The sequence below is a fragment of the Pseudomonas lactucae genome (genome assembly GCF_016937615.1).
In the GTDB taxonomy this organism is placed as follows: Bacteria; Pseudomonadota; Gammaproteobacteria; order Pseudomonadales; family Pseudomonadaceae; genus Aquipseudomonas; species Aquipseudomonas lactucae.
The window spans coordinates 63,737-82,188 of sequence record NZ_JAFHKI010000034.1; the positions used below are offsets into that span (position 1 = coordinate 63,737).

Annotated in this window: 17 protein-coding genes and 4 pseudogenes; 12 read left to right on the forward strand and 9 right to left on the reverse strand. The window is 62.7% G+C overall.

Going from position 1 to position 18,452, the window contains the following annotated elements; all coding sequences use genetic code 11:
• Together JWR98_RS07360 and fliK are read right to left on the reverse strand one after the other, a co-directional pair.
• Positions 1–329: pseudogene (locus JWR98_RS07360) on the reverse strand (EscU/YscU/HrcU family type III secretion system export apparatus switch protein).
• Positions 326–1,917, reverse strand: a pseudogene (gene fliK, locus JWR98_RS07365) (flagellar hook-length control protein FliK). Before fliK ends, JWR98_RS07360 begins: the two co-directional pseudogenes overlap by 4 nt.
• A gap of 200 nt (positions 1,918–2,117) precedes the next feature.
• Between fliK and ccmA the strand changes: the two are divergent.
• From ccmA to JWR98_RS07415, 10 genes are all read left to right on the forward strand, one after another.
• Positions 2,118–2,753: a cytochrome c biogenesis heme-transporting ATPase CcmA gene (gene ccmA, locus JWR98_RS07370; RefSeq protein WP_003172768.1), complete on the forward strand. Its 636-nt coding sequence runs from the start codon at positions 2,118–2,120 to the stop codon at positions 2,751–2,753.
• Positions 2,750–3,418, forward strand: a complete 669-nt coding sequence (ccmB, locus tag JWR98_RS07375; RefSeq protein WP_078732313.1) for a heme exporter protein CcmB — start codon at positions 2,750–2,752, stop codon at positions 3,416–3,418. The genes ccmA and ccmB overlap by 4 nt, the downstream gene beginning before the upstream one ends.
• An 84-nt stretch (positions 3,419–3,502) precedes the next feature.
• On the forward strand, positions 3,503–4,258 hold the full coding sequence (locus JWR98_RS07380; protein ID WP_003172770.1) for a heme ABC transporter permease: 756 nt from the start codon (positions 3,503–3,505) through the stop codon (positions 4,256–4,258).
• Complete coding sequence (ccmD, locus tag JWR98_RS07385; protein WP_003172771.1) at positions 4,255–4,431, forward strand: heme exporter protein CcmD; 177 nt, start codon at positions 4,255–4,257, stop codon at positions 4,429–4,431. The genes JWR98_RS07380 and ccmD overlap by 4 nt, the downstream gene beginning before the upstream one ends.
• Positions 4,428–4,883 carry a cytochrome c maturation protein CcmE gene (ccmE, locus tag JWR98_RS07390; RefSeq protein WP_078732259.1) on the forward strand — a complete coding sequence of 152 codons (456 nt, stop codon included), beginning with the start codon at positions 4,428–4,430 and terminating at the stop codon, positions 4,881–4,883. The genes ccmD and ccmE overlap by 4 nt, the downstream gene beginning before the upstream one ends.
• Before the next feature lie 3 nt (positions 4,884–4,886).
• On the forward strand, positions 4,887–6,872 hold the full coding sequence (locus JWR98_RS07395) for a heme lyase CcmF/NrfE family subunit (protein WP_078732260.1): 1,986 nt from the start codon (positions 4,887–4,889) through the stop codon (positions 6,870–6,872).
• Positions 6,869–7,405 carry a DsbE family thiol:disulfide interchange protein gene (locus tag JWR98_RS07400; RefSeq protein ID WP_078732261.1) on the forward strand — a complete coding sequence of 179 codons (537 nt, stop codon included), beginning with the start codon at positions 6,869–6,871 and terminating at the stop codon, positions 7,403–7,405. The genes JWR98_RS07395 and JWR98_RS07400 overlap by 4 nt, the downstream gene beginning before the upstream one ends.
• Positions 7,402–7,875: a cytochrome c-type biogenesis protein gene (locus JWR98_RS07405; RefSeq protein WP_078732262.1), complete on the forward strand. Its 474-nt coding sequence runs from the start codon at positions 7,402–7,404 to the stop codon at positions 7,873–7,875. The genes JWR98_RS07400 and JWR98_RS07405 overlap by 4 nt, the downstream gene beginning before the upstream one ends.
• Positions 7,868–9,052 carry a c-type cytochrome biogenesis protein CcmI gene (gene ccmI / locus JWR98_RS07410; RefSeq protein WP_078732263.1) on the forward strand — a complete coding sequence of 395 codons (1,185 nt, stop codon included), beginning with the start codon at positions 7,868–7,870 and terminating at the stop codon, positions 9,050–9,052. Before JWR98_RS07405 ends, ccmI begins: the two co-directional genes overlap by 8 nt.
• Positions 9,053–9,067: 15 nt before the next feature.
• The gene (locus tag JWR98_RS07415) at positions 9,068–9,463 is read left to right on the forward strand and encodes a hypothetical protein (RefSeq protein WP_078732264.1); all 396 of its coding nucleotides are present in this window, start codon (positions 9,068–9,070) and stop codon (positions 9,461–9,463) included.
• Between the two features lie 90 nt (positions 9,464–9,553).
• Here the strand turns inward: JWR98_RS07415 and JWR98_RS07420 are convergent, their stop codons facing one another.
• On the reverse strand, positions 9,554–9,829 hold the full coding sequence (locus JWR98_RS07420; protein ID WP_205489622.1) for a DUF6124 family protein: 276 nt from the start codon (positions 9,827–9,829) through the stop codon (positions 9,554–9,556).
• Between the two features lie 571 nt (positions 9,830–10,400).
• Here JWR98_RS07420 and phnN point away from each other — a divergent pair.
• Positions 10,401–10,973: a phosphonate metabolism protein/1,5-bisphosphokinase (PRPP-forming) PhnN gene (gene phnN, locus JWR98_RS07425; RefSeq protein ID WP_078732266.1), complete on the forward strand. Its 573-nt coding sequence runs from the start codon at positions 10,401–10,403 to the stop codon at positions 10,971–10,973.
• A 32-nt stretch (positions 10,974–11,005) separates the two neighbouring features.
• Here the strand turns inward: phnN and JWR98_RS07430 are convergent.
• Positions 11,006–11,699: pseudogene (locus tag JWR98_RS07430) on the reverse strand (ArsR/SmtB family transcription factor).
• A gap of 74 nt (positions 11,700–11,773) precedes the next feature.
• Here JWR98_RS07430 and JWR98_RS07435 point away from each other — a divergent pair.
• Positions 11,774–12,895: a cytochrome P450 gene (locus JWR98_RS07435; RefSeq protein ID WP_078732268.1), complete on the forward strand. Its 1,122-nt coding sequence runs from the start codon at positions 11,774–11,776 to the stop codon at positions 12,893–12,895.
• A 51-nt stretch (positions 12,896–12,946) separates the two neighbouring features.
• Here JWR98_RS07435 and JWR98_RS07440 read toward each other — a convergent pair whose 3' ends face one another.
• The 5 genes and pseudogenes from JWR98_RS07440 to JWR98_RS07460 all read right to left on the reverse strand — a co-directional run.
• Positions 12,947–14,143 carry an MFS transporter gene (locus JWR98_RS07440; protein WP_078732269.1) on the reverse strand — a complete coding sequence of 399 codons (1,197 nt, stop codon included), beginning with the start codon at positions 14,141–14,143 and terminating at the stop codon, positions 12,947–12,949.
• 242 nt (positions 14,144–14,385) lie between these two features.
• Positions 14,386–15,390 (reverse strand): sulfate ABC transporter substrate-binding protein, encoded by a 1,005-nt coding sequence (locus JWR98_RS07445; protein WP_078823798.1) that lies wholly within the window; start codon positions 15,388–15,390, stop codon positions 14,386–14,388.
• Between the two features lie 95 nt (positions 15,391–15,485).
• Positions 15,486–16,310: an ion transporter gene (locus JWR98_RS07450; RefSeq protein ID WP_205489624.1), complete on the reverse strand. Its 825-nt coding sequence runs from the start codon at positions 16,308–16,310 to the stop codon at positions 15,486–15,488.
• 31 nt (positions 16,311–16,341) lie between these two features.
• A complete protein-coding gene (locus tag JWR98_RS07455) occupies positions 16,342–17,214 on the reverse strand; it encodes an urea transporter (RefSeq protein WP_205489626.1) in 873 nt (290 codons plus the stop codon).
• A gap of 96 nt (positions 17,215–17,310) precedes the next feature.
• Positions 17,311–18,452 (reverse strand): annotated as a pseudogene (locus JWR98_RS07460) (glycerate kinase type-2 family protein); the annotation flags it as partial.

Below are 18,452 nucleotides of genomic sequence, written 5' to 3' on the forward strand. Positions count from 1 at the left end.
TCAATAATCGTCGCCACGCTCGGTCACATCCCGCTCCACCGGCCCCGCATCCGGGTCATACCCCACCGGGAACTTGCCCTTCAGCGTCCAGGCAAACGCGATGATTTCGGCAATCGTGCGGTACAGCTCCTCGGGAATGCTGGCGCCCAGCTCCATGCGCGCCAGCAGCTTTACCAGCTCGGCGTTTTCATAGATCGGCACTTCATTTTCCCGCGCCAGCTTGAGGATCGCTTCGGCCAGGGCATCGTCGCCTTGGCCGTGAGGGTTGGCGCCTGTTGGCCGTCGTACTTGAGGGCAATCGCCTGGCGTGATGATTCGGTGTTCTTCATGCGGTTTCATCCACCCAGCGTTGTTCCAGTCCGGTTTTCGGCCCGCGTGGCGGGGTGCCCAGGTGGCAATCCAGGTCGCCGACGTTGATGCCGGACGTCACTAGGCGCTCGCGCAGGCTGCCCAGATGGCTTTCGATCAAACTCGCCGTAAACGGGCGCGTGGCCCATAGCTGGCTGGAGAGTTTGCCCTGGGTCAGTTGCGCCTGCACCTGCAACGGTCCGAGCGGCTCCATATCGAAGGCCAGTTCGACGCGCCAGAGCATCTGCTTGGCCTCTTTATTCGCCTTGCGTTCCGGTTGGTCCTTGTCCTGCGCCGGTTCTTCGCGCTGGAACTTGACCTGCAGCGGCACAATGTCCTGCAGGGTGCGCATGGGGATTTCCAGCTGCCAGGTGGTTTGCAGGCGACCATCGGCGGTGGTGCCGGTCTGTTCCAGGCTCGACAGTTGATGGCTCTGCAGGCGGGAGATGGCTCCGGCAGCCAGGCGCAGCAGGTTTTCCAGGTCGCCTTCGCCTTCCAGTTTGGCCATGACCCGCTCCGGCAGCGGGAAGCTGACCGGTGCCTGCCGTGCGCTGACCTGGCCGAGGGTATTGAGCGGGCTGCGCACGAAGTTCGGCATGATCTGGGCCAGTGTGTTGGCCGCAAGGATGGCGTTCAAGTTGGTGGCGGTGGGCAGCGCAGGCAGCAAGTCGGCCACCAGGCGCAGCAGCGCGCCCTTCATGTCCAGCGGCGGTACTTGCGGGTTTTGCCCGGCGAGCAGCTTGGCTTCCAGAAACGCCCCGCTGTTCTGGATCACCTGGGCCAGCACCTTGGGATTGCTCACCTGGGCCAGGTCGGGCAGGGCGGCCAGCAAGCGATCCGCTGCGGCGCGCAGGTTGGCGGACGTGCTGTTATCGGAGGCGCTGTCGTCGCTCGGCAGGTTTAGCAAGGCGGTGAACACCGCATCCAGCGAGCCCTGGCGACTCTGCTGGGTGGCGAGTTGTTGCGTGATGGCCAGTTGATCCTTGAGCCCGCTCAGCGGCACAAAGCTCAAGGTCTGCGCGTTCTGCACCACGGCACTGAGCAAACTGCCCACGCGCAACGGCTGCGGGCTTTCCACCGTCAGGGTTGCACCGGCCAGGGCATTGTTGAGCACCGTCACCAGCGAGCGGTAGATCGCCGGTTGTGCGGTGCCCTGGGGCAGCATTTGCGTGGTCAGCACCTTGGCTTGCAGCAGGGTGCCTTCCGGTAACTGGGTGGTATCAATACGGGTGAGGGCGGCCACATTGGCGCTTATCGCCTGCTGCAAGCTGAGGGTCAGGTTGCCCGCCGGCGTTTGGCTCACCGCTACATTGCTGCCCAACGGCAGTGGCTGGGCGCTGGAGGCCTGCACCAGCGTCTGGCGGCCGCTTCAAGGGTCAGCTTGAGCAACAACTGAAAGGCTTCGCCGCCTTGCTTGAGTGCGATCACCTCGGCGTTCGCGGTTTTTCCAGGGTCGATCAGCCCGATCTGCGGCTCCAGCAGTTTGAGCAATTCACCGGTGGCAGGCGCAAGGCTTTGCCCTGCCACCGGGGCGGGAGGAAGCGTAGGAAGGTTGATCTCGCCGGTCATCGTGCACGTCGTCTCTGGGGAAATAGCCCTCTTTAGCGTAGGGCATCACATGTATAATGCCGCCCGTCTGCAACGAGAGCGGTAAAAACCTCACAACTATTTGATCCAGCTCTCTAAAATCGGTCGCCAAAGCCGTTATTGTGCATCTCTCTTTAACGGCCGCTGCACCGCCGACTTGAACCGTAAAGGCCCGCGATCTCTTGACCAGCCCTCTTCTTGAAGCCATAGCGCTCTCCTGTGAACGCGACCTGCGCCTGCTGTTCGAACACCTCGAGCTGCGGCTGGCGGGCGGCGACATGGTGCAGGTCAGCGGGCCCAACGGCAGCGGCAAGACCAGTTTGCTGCGCCTGCTGGCCGGGTTGATGCAGCCCACGGCCGGCGTTGTACGCCTGAACGGCAAACCGCTCGATGAGCAACGTACTACGCTTGCGCGCAACCTGATCTGGATCGGCCACGCCGCCGGCATCAAGGATGTGCTCACCGCTGAAGAAAACCTCAGCTGGCTCAGCGCCCTGCATCATCGCGCCTCCCGTGACGCCATTTGGCAGGCCCTGGCCGCCGTGGGTCTAAAGGGTTTTGAAGACGTTCCCTGTCACACCTTGTCCGCCGGCCAGCAGCGCCGCGTGGCGCTGGCGCGCTTGTACCTGCCGGGCCCGCCGCTATGGATTCTCGACGAACCCTTCACCGCCCTCGATAAACAAGGCGTCGCCCAACTTGAAGAGCACTTGGCGCGGCATTGCGAGCAGGGTGGCACGGTGTTGCTCACCACCCACCATACTCTGGCCCGTGTGCCGTCCGGTTACCGCGACCTGGATTTGGGACGGTGGTCGGCATGAGTGTATTCGCCCTGTTGGTCGCCCGCGAAGCGCGGCTGTTGTGCCGTCGTCCGGCCGAACTGGCCAACCCTCTGGTGTTCTTCGCCATCGTCATCGCGTTGTTCCCGTTGGCGGTCGGTCCGGAGACTAAACTGTTGCAAACCTTGTCCCCGGGCTTGGTGTGGGTGGCGGCGCTGTTGTCGGTCCTGCTCTCGCTGGACGGGCTGTTTCGCAGTGATTTCGAAGACGGTTCCCTGGAGCAGTGGGTCCTTTCGTCGCACCCCTTGCCACTTCTGGTACTGGCCAAGGTACTGGCACACTGGGCTTTTTCCGGTTTGGCGCTAGTCTTGCTTTCGCCACTGCTGGCGATGATGCTCGGCTTGCCCGCGCAGTGCCTGCCGGTGTTGCTGCTGTCCTTGTTGCTCGGTACGCCGGTGCTCAGCCTGTTGGGGGCGGTGGGCGCAGCGTTGACCGTTGGTTTGAAGCGCGGCGGTCTGTTGCTGGCCCTGTTGATTCTGCCTTTGTACATCCCGGTCCTGATCCTCGGCAGCGGCGCTTTGCAAGCCGCGCTGATGGGCATGCCGGCGACCGGTTACCTCCTGTGGCTTGGCAGCCTGACCGCCCTGGCGGTAACCCTGACACCCTTTGCCATAGCGGCCGGCCTGAAGATCAGCGTCGGCGAATAATGAGGTCTGGTCAGGCGTTACACGCTTGGCCAGTAAAGACCCTGCGCTTCTTGCCACGACAAGAAGCAACCGTGAGAAACAGCAATGAACTGGACCTGGTTTCACAAGCTCGGCTCGCCCAAATGGTTTTACGGCATCAGCGGCAAGTTGCTGCCGTGGTTGAGCGTCGCCGCCGTGTTGCTGATCGGCATCGGCCTGGCCTGGGGCCTGGCTTTTGCACCGCCGGACTACCAGCAAGGCAACAGCTTTCGCATCATCTATATCCATGTGCCCGCCGCGATGCTGGCCCAGTCCTGCTACGTGATGCTGGCGGTGTGCGGCATCGTCGGCCTGGTGTGGAAGATGAAGCTGGCCGACGTGGCCCTGCAATGCGCGGCGCCCATCGGTGCGTGGATGACTGCCGTGGCGCTGGTCACCGGCGCGATCTGGGGCAAACCCACCTGGGGTTCGTGGTGGGTGTGGGATGCGCGACTAACGTCCATGTTGATCCTGCTGTTCCTGTACTTCGGTCTGATTGCCCTGGGCAATGCGATCAGCAATCGTGACAGCGCCGCCAAGGCCTGCGCGGTGCTGGCGATTGTCGGGGTAATCAACATCCCGATCATCAAATACTCGGTGGAGTGGTGGAACACCCTGCACCAGGGCGCCACCTTCACCCTCACCGAAAAACCGGCAATGCCCGTGGAAATGTGGGCGCCGTTGCTGCTGATGGTGCTGGGGTTCTACTGCTTCTTCGGTGCGGTGCTGCTGATGCGCATGCGCCTCGAAGTGCTCAAGCGTGAAGCCCGTGCCAGTTGGGTCAAGGCCGAAGTGCAAAGCTGCCTGGGAGCGCGTGGATGAGTTTTGCTTCTTTCAGTGATTTTCTCGCCATGGGTCACCATGGCCTGTATGTCTGGACGGCCTATGGCATCTGCCTGGCGGTGCTGGCCCTCAACGTCGCCGCGCCGATCCTGGCGCGCAAGCGTTACCTGCAACAAGAGGCGCGTCGTCTGCGCCGGGAGACCGAAAAGTGAATCCGCTGCGTAGAAAGCGTCTGTTGATCATCCTCGCCATCATGGCCGGCGTCGGCATTGCCGTCGGCCTGGCCTTGAGCGCCCTGCGGCAGAACATCAACCTGTTCTACACCCCCACGCAGATCGCGAATGGCGAAGCGCCGTTAGACACACGCATCCGCGCCGGCGGCATGGTGGAGAAGGGCTCGCTGAAGCGTTCCGGCGATTCCCTCGACGTAACCTTCGTGGTCACCGACTTCAACAAGGCCGTGACCATCACCTACCGCGGCATCCTCCCGGACCTGTTTCGCGAAGGCCAGGGCATCGTCGCCCTGGGCAAGCTCAACGCCGACGGGGTGGTGGTAGCCGATGAAGTGCTGGCCAAGCACGATGAAAAATACATGCCGCCTGAGGTCACCAAGGCGCTCAAGGACAGCGGCCAATCCGCGCCAACACCCGCGAAGGAGGGCTGAGTGATGATGTCCGCATTATTTATTCCCGAACTCGGCCAACTGGCGATGATCCTCGCGCTGTGCTTCGCCATCGTGCAGGCCGTGGTGCCGTTGCTCGGCGCCTGGCGTGGCGACCGCCTGTGGATGAGCCTGGCGCAGCCGGCCGCCTGGGGCCAGTTCGCCTTTCTGCTGTTCGCGTTTGGCTGCCTGACCTACGCCTTCATGACCGACGATTTTTCCGTCGCCTATGTCGCCAACAACTCCAACAGCGCCTTGCCCTGGTACTACAAGTTCAGTGCCGTGTGGGGCGCGCACGAAGGGTCGTTGCTGCTGTGGGCCCTGATCCTCGGTGGCTGGACCTTCGCCGTATCGGTGTTCTCGCGCCAACTGCCGCAGGTAATGCTGGCGCGGGTGCTGGCGGTGATGGGCATGATCAGCATCGGCTTCCTGCTGTTCCTGATCATGACCTCCAACCCATTCAGCCGCATCCTGCCGCAGATCCCGGCCAACGGGCATGACCTCAACCCTTTGCTGCAGGACATCGGCCTGATCGTGCACCCGCCGATGCTCTACATGGGCTACGTCGGTTTCTCGGTGGCCTTCGCGTTCGCCATCGCCGCCTTGCTCGGTGGGCGCCTCGACGCGGCCTGGGCGCGCTGGTCGCGGCCTTGGACCATCGTCGCCTGGGCCTTTCTCGGCATTGGCATCACCCTGGGTTCGTGGTGGGCCTACTACGAACTCGGCTGGGGCGGCTGGTGGTTCTGGGACCCGGTGGAAAACGCCTCGTTCATGCCCTGGCTGGTGGGCACCGCGTTGATCCACTCGTTGGCCGTCACCGAAAAACGCGGTGTGTTCAAAAGCTGGACCGTGTTGCTGGCGATTGCGGCATTTTCCCTCAGCCTGCTCGGCACTTTCCTCGTGCGTTCGGGCGTGCTGACGTCCGTCCATGCGTTCGCCTCCGATCCTGCGCGCGGTGTGTTCATCCTGATCTTCCTGCTGTTCGTGGTCGGTGGTTCCCTGACCCTGTTCGCCCTGCGCGCACCGGTGGTCAAGAGCCAGGTCGGCTTTAACCTGTGGTCGCGAGAAACCCTGCTGCTGGGCAATAACCTGGTGCTGGTGGTGACTGCGTCGATGATCCTGCTCGGCACCCTGTACCCGTTGGTGCTGGATGCCCTGAGCGGCGCCAAGCTGTCCGTCGGCCCGCCGTACTTCAATGCATTGTTTATCCCGTTGATGGGCCTGCTGATGGGGGTGATGGCCGTCGGTGTGCTGGTGCGCTGGAAGGACACCCCGGTCAAATGGCTGGCCGGCATGCTGATGCCGGTGCTGTTGGGCAGTGTGGCCCTGGCCGTGATCGCCGGGGTTGCCTATGGCGACTTCAACTGGGCGGTGCTCGCCACCTTCCTGCTCGCCGCCTGGGTACTGCTGGCCGGTGTACGTGATATTGCCGACAAGACTCGCCACAAAGGCCTGATCAAAGGCCTGCCGACACTGACCCGCAGCTACTGGGGCATGCAGATCGCTCACCTCGGCATCGCCGTGTGCGCCCTGGGCGTGGTGCTCTCCAGCCAGAACAGCGCCGAGCGCGACCTGCGCCTGGCGCCGGGCGAGTCCATGGACCTGGCCGGTTACCAATTCATCTTCGAAGGCGCCAAGCACTTCGAGGGGCCGAACTTCACGTCGGATAAAGGCACTGTGCGCGTCGTACGCAACGGTAAGGAAATCGCCGTGCTGCACCCGGAAAAACGCCTGTACACCGTGCAGAGTTCGATGATGACCGAAGCCGGCATCGACGCCGGTTTCACCCGTGACCTCTACGTCGCCCTGGGGGAACCGCTGGGCGAGGGGGCCTGGGCGGTACGCGTGCATGTGAAACCGTTCGTGCGCTGGATCTGGTTCGGCGGCTTGCTCACCGGTTTCGGTGGTTTGCTCGCGGCGCTGGACCGACGTTATCGGGTCAAGGTCAAGAGCCGGGTACGTGAAGCCCTCGGCATGGGAGCGGCGGTATGAAGCGTTGGTTGATGGTGTTGCCGCTGGCGGCGTTTCTGGTGGTGGCGGTGTTCCTCTATCGCGGCTTGTACCTGGACCCGGCCGAGTTGCCGTCGGCGATGATCGGCAAGCCGTTCCCCGCGTTTTCGCTGCCGAACGTGCAGGGCGACAAAACCCTGACCCGCGCTGACCTGCTGGGCAAACCGGCACTGGTCAACGTGTGGGGCACCTGGTGCATCTCCTGCCGCGTCGAGCACCCCGTGCTGAACAAACTGGCCGACAAAGGCGTGGTGATCTACGGCATCAACTACAAGGACGACAACGCCGCCGCCTTGAAGTGGCTGGCAGAGTTCCACAACCCGTACCAGCTGGATATCCGCGATGAAGACGGCAACCTCGGTCTGAACCTGGGCGTGTACGGCGCACCGGAAACTTTCTTTATCGATGCCAAGGGCGTGATCCGCGACAAATACGTCGGCGTGATCGACGAAGTGGTGTGGCGCGAACAACTGGCCGCCAAATACCAGGCCCTGGTCGATGAGGCCAAGCCATGAAGCGCCTGTTAGCCGCTGCTGTGCTGGCGCTGGGGTTGGCCGGTATAGCCCACGCCGCCATCGACACTTATGAGTTCGCCAACGACGCCGAACGTGAGCGCTTTCGCGACCTGACCAAGGAACTGCGCTGCCCCAAATGCCAGAACCAGGACATCGCCGATTCCAACGCACCCATCGCCGCCGACCTGCGCAAAGAGATCTTCCGCATGCTGGGCGAGGGCAAGGACAACCAGCAGATCATCGATTTCATGGTCGACCGCTACGGTGATTTCGTGCGCTATAAACCGGCCCTCACCGGCAAGACCGCGTTGCTCTGGTTCGGCCCCGCCGGGCTGCTGTTGGCCGGTGTGGTGGTGATGGCTGTGATCGTCCGCCGCCGCCGCGCCGCGCCTGCCGATGGCAGCGACGCGCTGTCCCCTGAAGAGCGTAAACGCCTCGACCAATTGCTGGACACCAAGACTGATGATTGATTTCTGGCTCGCAGCCGGCCTGCTGCTTCTGATTGCCCTGAGTTTCCTGTTAATCCCTGTGTTACGCGGCCGCCGTGCCCAGCGTGAGGAGGATCGCACCGCGCTGAATGTGGCGCTGTATCAAGAACGCGTCGCCGAACTGCAAATGCAGCAGGACGAAGGCGTATTGAATGCCGCGCAACTCGACACCGGCCGCGCCGAAGCCGCCCGCGAATTGCTCGCTGATACCGAAGGTGTGGAAAAACCCCGCGAATTGCGCCTGGGCAAACCGCTGCCATTGCTCGCCGCCGTGCTGGTACCGGTGCTCGGAATGGGTCTGTATCTGCATTTCGGCGCCAGCGACAAGGTTGAACTGACCCGCGAATTCTCCCAGCCACCGGTGTCCCTGCAAGACATGACCCAGCGCCTGGAACGTGCCGCCGTGGCCCAGCCGGATTCGGCCGAAGGCTTGTACTTCCTCGGTCGCGCGTATATGGCCCAAGACCGTTCGGCCGATGCGGCCAAGGTTTTCGAACGCACCGTGGCCCTGGCCGGTCGCCAGCCGGAACTGCTCGGCCAGTGGGCCCAGGCGCAGTACTTTGCCGACAACAAACAGTGGTCGCCAGAGGTGCAGGCGCTGACCGATGAAGCCCTGAAGCTCGACCCCAAGGAAGTCACCAGCTTGGGTTTGCTGGGCATTGCCGCGTTTGAAGGCCAGCGTTATCAGGACGCGATTGATTATTGGGGCCGCCTGCTGGCGCAACTGCCACCCGACGATAACTCCCGCGCCGCGCTGCAAGGCGGGATCGACCGGGCGACGGAAAAGTTGAAAGAAAGCGGTGGCACCGTCGCACAAAAGGCATTGTTAAAAGTCCGCGTGGACCTCGCCGCCGAGGTCAAAGCCAAAGCCCTACCGACCGACAGCGTCTTCATCTTCGCCCGCGCCGTCAGCGGCCCGCCGGCACCGTTGGCGGCCAAGCGCGTCACCGTCGCCGAACTGCCCATCACCGTCGAACTGGGTGACGCCGACGCAATGATGCCGCAGTTGAAACTGTCCAACTTCCCCGAAGTCCAACTGGTTGCGCGCATTTCCCGGGCCGGACTTCCGACCAAGGGTGAGTGGATCGGCCGCAGCCAACCCCTGGCAAGCAGCACCACTGCGCCGCAGCAACTGACTATCGACAGTCCGGACAAGTAAATTCGAGGAAACGCCATGACCGCATTCGCACGTATCACCCTGCTCAGCCTTGTATTGGGCCTGAGTGCCTGTGCGGTCCACCGACCACCTCCAGGCCCCACCGGGCCGACTATCCCGCCGTCGGGCCCGTCAACCAAACCGAGCACCAAACCGTCCGGCCCGGTAACACCGGCCCCTAAACCACTGCCGAGCAAATCGCCGACCTTCGCCCCACCGCCCGGCGCCGCCAGCCACTGGGACGGCAAGATGCAGGTCTACGTGCTCGACGACCAACCCGACACCTTCTACCGCCAGCGTACCTACTACCGCTGGAGCAACGGCTGGAGCCGCTCCATCAGCCCGAATGGCCCATGGGAAGACACCGACGTGCACGGCGTGCCGCCGGGGTTGAGCAAGCAGTACGCGCAATGACACAAGGCGACCTGAGGGTCGCCTTTTTCATGCTTGTGAAAGCCATTCTTCCAAACACTGGGATCAAAGGTGGGGAGGGGCACCGCGCTATCAAGCCACGGGACACTCCCGCTCCAGCGCCGCCTCCACCAACAACTGCGCAATCTCCACCATTTGCACCACCGCCAGCACCCGCTTGCGGCTTGCGCCATCCAGATGCTCGGCACAGTCGTACGCACAGGCCGTCGCCGATTCCAGCATTTCGCTGGCATTGCTCAAGGCAGCTTCAGTGCTGAGGCCGGGGCGGACGGTGAAGATGACGTCGGGCGGTGTTTGTAGGATGTCATCCGAGGCGGATGGTGGGGAATTCGGCGTAACTTTTTTCATGGCGAAGCTCCTATGAATGAGCACCTCCATCTCGCTACCACACGATGTAAGGAGGCGACTGTACACGGGGTGGTAGACCGGTCATAGAAACCCGGCAGGCCGAAGCCTCCCGTGCACAGCCGCCACAAAGCAGCCCGCACAAAAAAACGCCCTCGAGCGTTTTGGGGATCTATGAAGGAACCGGGCTACCACACCCGTTCGCTGATTTTGCAGCGACCCGCGAAGGTTAGCGGTGAGCTTGATCGGACGCAACCCGAAATCTGTGTAGGGCAGGTCCTAACAACGAAGTTCTCGACTTGAGATGCAATCGACTGTGGGAGGGGGCTTGCTCCCGATAGCAGTGGGTCAGTTGAAACATCTCTGACTGACACACCCCTATCGGGAGCAAGCTCCATCGCCACGGGGTAGCGCCTATTGCCGGATACGCAGAACGTGATGCACGGCATGTCGCACTCCGGTAAGGTGGCCGCCGCAGGTATGGCTGCCGAAGGCCTGCTGGATATATTTTCCTGTGCCGACTACCCGGCGCCGTGGTCCAAGAAGTCTGCAAACAAGCGAAGAGGCTGTATCGATGTCAGGCAGGTTGATCTATCTCATCGGCCCATCGGGTTCGGGCAAGGACAGCCTGCTGGACGCCGCACGCCCACGGTTGGCCGAGCGTGGCTGCCGCATTGTGCGCCGGGTAATCACCCGTTCGGCGGAGGCGGTGGGGGAAGCGGCCCAAGGCGTGAGCCCGGCGCAGTTTGCCGCAATGCAGACGCAGGGCGCATTTGCCCTCAGCTGGCAGGCCAACGGGTTGTCCTATGGTATTCCCAAGGAGATTGACGCGTGGCTGGCGGCCGGGGAGGACGTGCTGGTCAATGGCTCCCGCGCGCACCTGGCGCAAACCCGCGAGCGTTACCCGACGTTGCTGGTGCTGTTGCTGACGGTGGATCAAGCCGTATTGCGTCAGCGCCTGATCGCGCGCGGGCGTGAGTCGTTGACGGATATTGAAGAGCGCCTGGCGCGCAATGCGCGGTTCACCGAAGAGTTGATCACGGGCAACAGCGCGGGATTGTTCGTGCTGGATAACTCCGGCCCGCTGGAACACACGGTCGAGCGTTTGCTGTGTTGCCTGGACCACGAGCACTCGACCTGCGCCTGACCCCGCGCCGCCACTGCCCTCCCAGTGGGTCTTCATTGTCCTTCGATAGTTATTCCAAATCGGCCGCTCATCTCCTTGCGGCCCTTGGGCGTCAACCCCAGCGCGCGGCTGTCCAGGTCTTGGGTGACCCATTCGCGCCGCAGGACGCTTTGCAAAAAAGCCGCACCCAAGGCGCCGGCCAGGTGAGGGCGGCGCATGCTCCAGTCCAGGCAGGCGCAGGCGAAACGTCGCCGCTGCGCGCGCAGTGCCGCCACATCGACGCCCAGTTCGATCATCGTCTGTTCGCCGGGCACGCTGAGCTGATAACTGTCGTCACCTTTCAGCCAGCCGCATGCGATGAAATGATCATGCAGTTGCACCGCCAGGCTGCCGGCCATGTGGTCGTAACAGGTACGTGCAAACTGCAAGCGCGTGGGCGTATTCGGCACAAATGCGCTGGCGCTGTTGCGGCTGATCACCATCAAACCTTCAATCGCCTGGGCCACGTGCGCGCCGGCGAGGCGGTAGTAACGGTGGCGCCCCTGTGTCTGCAGCTTGATCAGGCCCCTCATCCTTGAGCCTGGCCAGATGGGCGCTGGCGGTAGAAGCGCTGACCTCGGCGATCACGGCCATTTCGGTGCTGGTGCGCGCGTGGCCATCCATCAGCGCACAGAGCATTTTCGTACGGGCAGGTTCTGCAATTGCACCGGCGACCGTTGAAAGCGCAGCGTCGTCCTGAGTATCCATAGTTCGTTCCCGAGCGAATCATTGCCGTTTAGTCGCGCTGATAGTAACGGTTCTTTTTGCACAGGATGCTCTGAATGACACCGCTTGAAGCTGCCACCCACGCTGATCCCTATGAATATTATTCACGCCTGAGACTCGGCCCCGGGTTGCTGTTCGATACGACGCTTGGGTTATGGGTCGCCAGCAGCGCGCAGAGCGTCGAAGCGGTGCTCATGCACCCCGACTGTCGCGTGCGACCGCTGCATGAGCCGGTGCCGCCGGCAATTGCACAAGGTGCGGCAGGGCAGGTGTTCGCCCGTTTGATGCGTATGAATGAAGGCGCGGCCCATCGCTGCCCGAGGGCGGCGATCGAACCTGCGCTATGCGCTGTGGAGGCGCCCTCTATCGTCGAGGCGGTGGGACAAGTCATGGACCGTGTGAAGGATCTGGACTCGTTGATGTTCAGCCTGCCGGTCTCGGTGGTTGCCTCTCTGCTGGGCTTGCCGACAGCGCAATTGGACACGGTCGCGCGGCTGACGCGGGAGTTTGTCGCCTGCCTCTCACCTCTAAGCGATGAGATGCAATTGCGCCATGCCGATACCGCCGCGTCGCGGTTGAACACGATATTCACTGAGGTGCTGCAGGACGCCACACTATTGGCGCACATCCATCGGGGTCAGTGGGAGGATACGGGCGTGTTGACCGCCAACCTGATCGGGTTGTTGTCGCAGACCTGCGAAGCCACTGCCGGCCTCATCGGCAACGCGCTGGTGACGCTCATTCGCCAACCCGAGCTGATTGAGCAGGTCCGGCAAAGACCGGCCCTGGCGATGGCACTGGTTGAGGAGGTGGCGCGCTACGATTCACCGGTACAAAACACACGTCGCTTCGTGGTTAGGCGATGCACGATTGGCTGCACCGTGTTGGAGGCGGGGGATATCGTTCTGGTGTTGCTGGCTTCGGCCAACCGGGACCCAGGTGCTAACCCCAAGCCCGACAGTTTCATGCTCAAGCGGCTGCAACGACGCATCTTTAGCTTCGGTGCAGGACGCCATCAATGCCCTGGCCAGCAACTGGCGTTGTGCGTTGCCTCACAGGCCGTCCTGGCGATGTTGCGCAGGCAATCAAGCTGGCTGGACAGCATCGTCCAGTGCGGATACTGGCCATCGCTTAATAGCCGCATTCCTCGATTCCAGGCCGTGGCGCTAAGCCGGTAACCCTTCCCACATAACAGCGCTCGCTCCCTGCAGCAAGCGCTGTGATTCCGTTCAAGCGGTGGCGACAACCGTCTGCCGCGACGCGCTTACGAACCGCAACAATGCCACCAGCGCAAACGCACTGCCCACCAGCATCACCCCCAACCAGCCGCCGTGTTCATACACGCTGCTGGCGATGGCCGAGCCGAAGGCGCCGCCGATGAAGATGCTGGTCATGTACAGCGCGTTCAGGCGGCTGCGGCTGTGGGCGTCGAGGGCGTAGACGGCGCGTTGGCCGAGGACCATGTTCATCTGCACGCAGAAGTCCAGCACCACGCCGGTCACCGCCAGGCCGATCACGCTGTACAGCGGGTGCACGAAGGCCGGCAGAAAGCTCAGCGCCGCGAACAACATCGCCAGCAGCGAAGCGCGGTGGGTGTGGCCCGCGTCGGCCAGGCGTCCGGCGATGGGCGCGGCGATGGCGCCCAGGGCACCCACCAAGGCAAACAGTGCAATCTCGCTTTGGCTCAGGCCATGGTTACGCGCCAGTTCCAGCGGGGCTGCGGTCCAGAACAGGCTGAAGGTGGCGAACAGGCAGGCCTGGTAAAACGCCCGCTGGCGCAATACCGGTTGCTCACGCAGTAAGGTGCCCAGCGAGCCCAGTAACTGGCCGTAGCTGGCGCTGTGATCAGGTTGGCGCTTGGGAATGGTCAGCATCAGCACCACGCTGATAAACGCCATCAATGCCGCTGCCACCATGAACATCGCACGCCAGCCGAAGTGGTCCGCCACCACGCTGGACACCGGACGCGCCAGCAGGATACCCAGCAACAAGCCACCCATGATGCTGCCCACCACCCGGCCACGTGACTCGGCCGGGGCCAGGTGCGCGGCCAGCGGGATCAGGATCTGCACCGACACCGAGCTGAAGCCGATTAGCAGCGACACCAGCAGGAACAGGTTTGGCTGCTCGATGAACGCGGCGCCCAACAGGCTGGCGATGGCGACCACGGTGGTGGAGAGCATCAGCTTGCGGTTTTCCAGCAGGTCGCCCAACGGCACCAGGAAAAACAGGCCCAGGGCATAGCCGATCTGCGTCAGCGACACGATCAGGCTGGCCATCGCCGGCGTGAGACCGACGTCCGGGGCGATCAACTCGATGATCGGCTGTGCGTAGTAGATGTTGGCGACGATGGCGCCGCAGCAAAACGCGAAGAGCATCACCATGCCTCGGGTCAGGGTGCTGGTGGCAGGGGTGGTTGGGTTCATGGTGTTCTCATAAAAGCGAAGGAAGATGGTGAGCGAGAGTAAAGACAAGGCTCCATGCTGAGTAGGCCGTTTGTGGTGATATCACCTATGTCTGGTGATGATACATTCAGAAACAACTACACAAAAACCAAATGTGGGAGGGGGCTTGCTCCCGATAGCGGTGCGTCAGTCAATACATGTGCTGACTGACACACTGCTATCGGGAGCAAGCCCCCTCCCACAGGTTTACCGCGTTTATTCAGTTATTGACCGGAGTAAATCTGGTCAAACACCCCGCCATCATTGAAGTGGGTCTTCTGTACGGTGCGCCAGTCACCAAAGGTCTTCTCTACCGACAGAAAGTCGACTTTCGGGAAACGGTCGGTGTACTTGGCCAGCACTGTCGGGTCGCGTGGGCGCAGGTAGTTATTGGCGGCGATTTCCTGACCTTGCGGCGACCACAGGTACTTGAGGTAGTCTTCGGCGGCTACGCGGGTGCCTTTCTTCTCGACCACTTTATCCACCACCGACACTGGCGGCTCGGCTTCGGCGGAGACGCTTGGGTAGATCACTTCGAACTGATCGCGGCCGAATTCACGGGCGATCATTTCCGCTTCGTTCTCGAACGTCACCAGCACGTCGCCGATCTGGTTGGTCATGAACGTGGTGGTGGCCGCGCGGCCGCCGGTGTCGAGCACAGGCGCCTGCTTGAACAGTTTGCCGACGAAGGCCTTGGCCTTTTCTTCGTCACCGCCGTTCTTGAGCACGTAGCCCCAGGCCGACAAGTAGGTGTAGCGGCCGTTACCCGAAGTCTTCGGGTTGGGCACGATCACCTGCACGCCATCCTTGAGCAGGTCCGGCCAGTCTTTCAAGGCTTTGGGGTTGCCTTTGCGCACGATGAACACGGTGGCCGAGGTGAACGGCGCGCTGTTGTTCGGCAGGCGTGTGACCCAGTTGTCCGGCACCAGTTTGCCGTTGTCGGCCAGGGCGTTGATGTCGGTGGCCATGTTCATGGTGATCACGTCAGCCGGCAGGCCATCGATCACCGAACGCGCTTGCTTGCTGGAGCCGCCGAAGGACATCTGCAGGGTCAGCTTGTCGTTCGGGTGCTCGGCTTCCCAGTGTTTCTGGAAGGCGGCGTTGTAGTCCTTGTAGAAATCGCGCATCACGTCGTAGGAGACGTTGAGCAGTGTGACCGGGGCCGCATGCACGGCACCCGCCAGGGCAAGGCCGGCGGCCAGGAGAGAGGCGCTAACGAATTTTTTCACTGCTCATTCCTTGTTGTTCGACAGAAGGGGGAGGCACATTGCCAGCGACTATAGCCGGGGCGCCATAGTCGCTTAAAGATTAAAAAGAACTTTGCTTATTTCATTTTTTTGAAAAGATTACTGCCACAACGCGAACAGAATGCCGCGTTGGGCTCATGGCTGTTTTTCTTGCACACCGGGCAGTCGGTTTGCAGTTGCTCGCCGCGCATGGCACTGGCCAGTTCCGCGGTGAAAATCCCGGTGGGCACGGCGATGATCGAGTAACCGGTGATCATCACCAAGGATGAAATCACCTGGCCCAGCGGCGTCTTCGGCACGATATCGCCAAACCCCACGGTGGTCAGGGTGACGATGGCCCAATAGATGCCCTTGGGGATGCTGGTAAACCCGTGTTCCGGGCCTTCGATCACGTACATCAAGGTGCCGAACACCGTGACCAGCGTGCACACGCTGACCAGGAACACCACGATCTTCTGCTTGCTGCCGCGCAACGCCGCCATCAGGTAGTTGGCTTGCTTGAGGTACGGGCTGAGCTTGAGCACGCGAAAAATACGCAGCATGCGGATGATGCGGATGATCAGCAGGTATTGTGCGTCGCTGTAATAGAGGGCGAGGATGCCGGGCACGATGGCGAGCAGGTCCACCAGCCCGTAAAAGCTGAAGGCATAGCGCAGCGGCTTGGGCGAGCAATACAGGCGCAGGCCGTACTCGATCAGGAAAATGACGGTGAAGCCCCATTCGATATAGGCCAGTACGTCGGCGTAGTTCTGGTGGATCTGGTCGATGCTGTCGAGCATCACGATCACCAGGCTGGCCAGGATGATCAACAGCAGGATGCCGTCAAAGCGCCGTCCGGCCAGCGTGTCGCTCTGAAAAACCATGACGTAGAGGCGTTGGCGCCAGTCGTTGTTGCTGTCCATAAGTCCCGCCCGAATCGAATATCGAGCAAGCCTAGGGCGATTCGAAGGGGCTGTCCATGCGCGGTTTCTGAAGCAATCGGCGGCCGGCGTGCACCAGCCAGCAGGCGAGGATAAACGGCGCGGTCAGCGCGGGCAGGTGCAGTGCGGCAAAGCCCGGCGTGAGCAGAATCGCCAGCAGGATGCCGAGCAGCGGCAACCAGGGCTGTCGGCGTGCCTGGCTCAGGGTCAGGGCCGCGAGGGCCGGATTGTAGCTGTGCAGGCCGAGGAGGGCGCCGGGGGCGTCAAGCACCAGGCCGATCAGTACGCCGCTGCTGGCGCCGATCAGGGCCCAGACGGCAGCGCGGCGGTCGGCCAGCCCCAGGCCGAAGGCAATCAAGGCGCCGGCCAGGGGCTGGTCCAGCAACATGACTTGCGCCAGGCCGGTGAACGACGCACTGAGGAGTGTCAGCGCGTCGGGCTCATTCAGGGCAAAGGTGGTTGGAGGGATGCCGCCCAGCAGCAACCAACCCAGCATGACAAACGGCGCGGTGTAGGCGGGCAGGTCATTGGGGTGTGAACTGTGTTTGAACCACTGTCGCGTGAGGATCGCACTCAAGCCGCCGCATGCCAGGATCAGCGGGGGCACTAACGCTGACCAGGCCAGGTGCTGGCTGATCAACACGCCCAGTAATATGCCGTTGTAGCTGTATAGACCCGCCTGGCGTTCAGCCTTGGGATAGCCTCGGCGCTGGGCCGTGAGCAGCCCGGCCACACCGCCCAACAGCGCGCCGCCGAGCAGGGCAGGGGCGCCGAACAGGATTGCCAGCAGGCACAGCAGGCCGCACAGCGGTTGGCGCTGGAGAAAAATCTGGCTGAAGCCGTTGAGCAGGGCTTCGGCCCAGTCGGGGCAGGTGGGGTTGTGCATTTTTAATGAGTCAGTGGGACCGGATTGTCTTCATCGGGGGCTTGCTCCCGATGGGGCCTTTACAGGCGCTAAACAAGCGCCTCTATACGCAAGAAGTCAGGCGTCATGTTGGGCAGTCTCAAGGATCAGGATGGCGCGCAAGTCGTTGACGTTGGTGCGCGTCGGCTCGGTGACAATCAGCCCGTCGAGCGCGGCGAAATAGCCGTAGCCGTTATTGTTGTCCAGCTCATCGCTGCGCTCAGGCCCAAGGCTTCGGCGCGCGCGTAACTGCACGGGGTCATGATTGCGCCGGCGTTGTCTTCCGAGCCGTCGATGCCATCCGTATCGCCGGCCAGGGCGTAGACGCCGGGCAGGCCCTTGAGGCTGTCGGTGAGGCTCAGCAGGAACTCGGCGTTGCGCCCGCCACGGCCGTTGCCGCGCACGGTCACGGTGGTTTCACCGCCGGACAAAATCACGCACGGCGCCGCCAGCGGCTGGCCGTGCCGCACGATCTGCCGGACGATCCCGGCGTGCACCTTGGCCACGTCCCGCGCTTCGCCTTCCAGGTCGCCGAGGATCAGCGGGCTGAAGCCGGCCTGACGCACTTTGACCGCCACCGCTTCCAGGGACTGCTGCGGGCGTGCGATCAGCTGGAAGTGGCTGCGCGCGAGTATCGGGTCGCCGGGCTTGACGGTTTCCGAGGCCGGGTTCTGCAACCAGCTGCGCACGGAGGCCGGGGCATCGATGCCATAACGCTTGAGGATCGCCAGCGCCTGTTGCGAGGTGCTTGGGTCGCCGACGGTAGGGCCGGAGGCAATCACCGTGGCCTGGTCGCCCGGCACATCGGAGATCGCGTAGGTGTACACCGTCGCCGGCCACGCCGCTTTGGCCAGTCGGCCGCCTTTGATTGCCGAGAGATGCTTGCGCACGCAGTTCATCTCGCCAATGGTGGCACCGGATTTGAGCAGGGCTTTGTTGACGGTTTGCTTGTCGGCCAGGGTGATGCCTTCGGCGGGCAGCGCCAGCAGTGCCGAGCCACCGCCGGAGAGCAGGAAGATCACGCGGTCGTCTTCGCCCAGGTTGCTGATCAACGCCAGTACGCGCTGGGCCACGGCCAGGCCGGCGGCATCGGGCACCGGATGGGCCGCTTCGACCACTTCGATTTTTTTGCACGGCGCGCCGTGGCCGTAGCGGGTGACCACCAGGCCACTGACTTCACCCTGCCAGCAACTTTCGACGACGAGCGCCATGGCGGCCGC

Bases quoted from the DNA above. Each gene is read 5' to 3' on its own strand.
- JWR98_RS07405 (WP_078732262.1), top strand. From the start codon at position 7,402: ATGAAGCGCCTGTTAGCCGCTGCTGTGCTGGCGCTGGGGTTGGCCGGT.
- phnN (WP_078732266.1), top strand. From the start codon at position 10,401: ATGTCAGGCAGGTTGATCTATCTCATCGGCCCATCGGGTTCGGGCAAG.
- JWR98_RS07420 (WP_205489622.1), bottom strand. From the start codon at position 9,829: ATGAAAAAAGTTACGCCGAATTCCCCACCATCCGCCTCGGATGACATC.
- JWR98_RS07415 (WP_078732264.1), top strand. From the start codon at position 9,068: ATGACCGCATTCGCACGTATCACCCTGCTCAGCCTTGTATTGGGCCTG.
- JWR98_RS07400 (WP_078732261.1), top strand. From the start codon at position 6,869: ATGAAGCGTTGGTTGATGGTGTTGCCGCTGGCGGCGTTTCTGGTGGTG.
- JWR98_RS07380 (WP_003172770.1), top strand. From the start codon at position 3,503: ATGAACTGGACCTGGTTTCACAAGCTCGGCTCGCCCAAATGGTTTTAC.
- JWR98_RS07395 (WP_078732260.1), top strand. From the start codon at position 4,887: ATGATGTCCGCATTATTTATTCCCGAACTCGGCCAACTGGCGATGATC.
- JWR98_RS07455 (WP_205489626.1), bottom strand. From the start codon at position 17,214: ATGCACAACCCCACCTGCCCCGACTGGGCCGAAGCCCTGCTCAACGGC.
- ccmB (WP_078732313.1), top strand. From the start codon at position 2,750: ATGAGTGTATTCGCCCTGTTGGTCGCCCGCGAAGCGCGGCTGTTGTGC.
- JWR98_RS07435 (WP_078732268.1), top strand. From the start codon at position 11,774: ATGACACCGCTTGAAGCTGCCACCCACGCTGATCCCTATGAATATTAT.
- ccmI (WP_078732263.1), top strand. From the start codon at position 7,868: ATGATTGATTTCTGGCTCGCAGCCGGCCTGCTGCTTCTGATTGCCCTG.
- JWR98_RS07450 (WP_205489624.1), bottom strand. From the start codon at position 16,310: ATGGACAGCAACAACGACTGGCGCCAACGCCTCTACGTCATGGTTTTT.
- JWR98_RS07440 (WP_078732269.1), bottom strand. From the start codon at position 14,143: ATGAACCCAACCACCCCTGCCACCAGCACCCTGACCCGAGGCATGGTG.
- ccmD (WP_003172771.1), top strand. From the start codon at position 4,255: ATGAGTTTTGCTTCTTTCAGTGATTTTCTCGCCATGGGTCACCATGGC.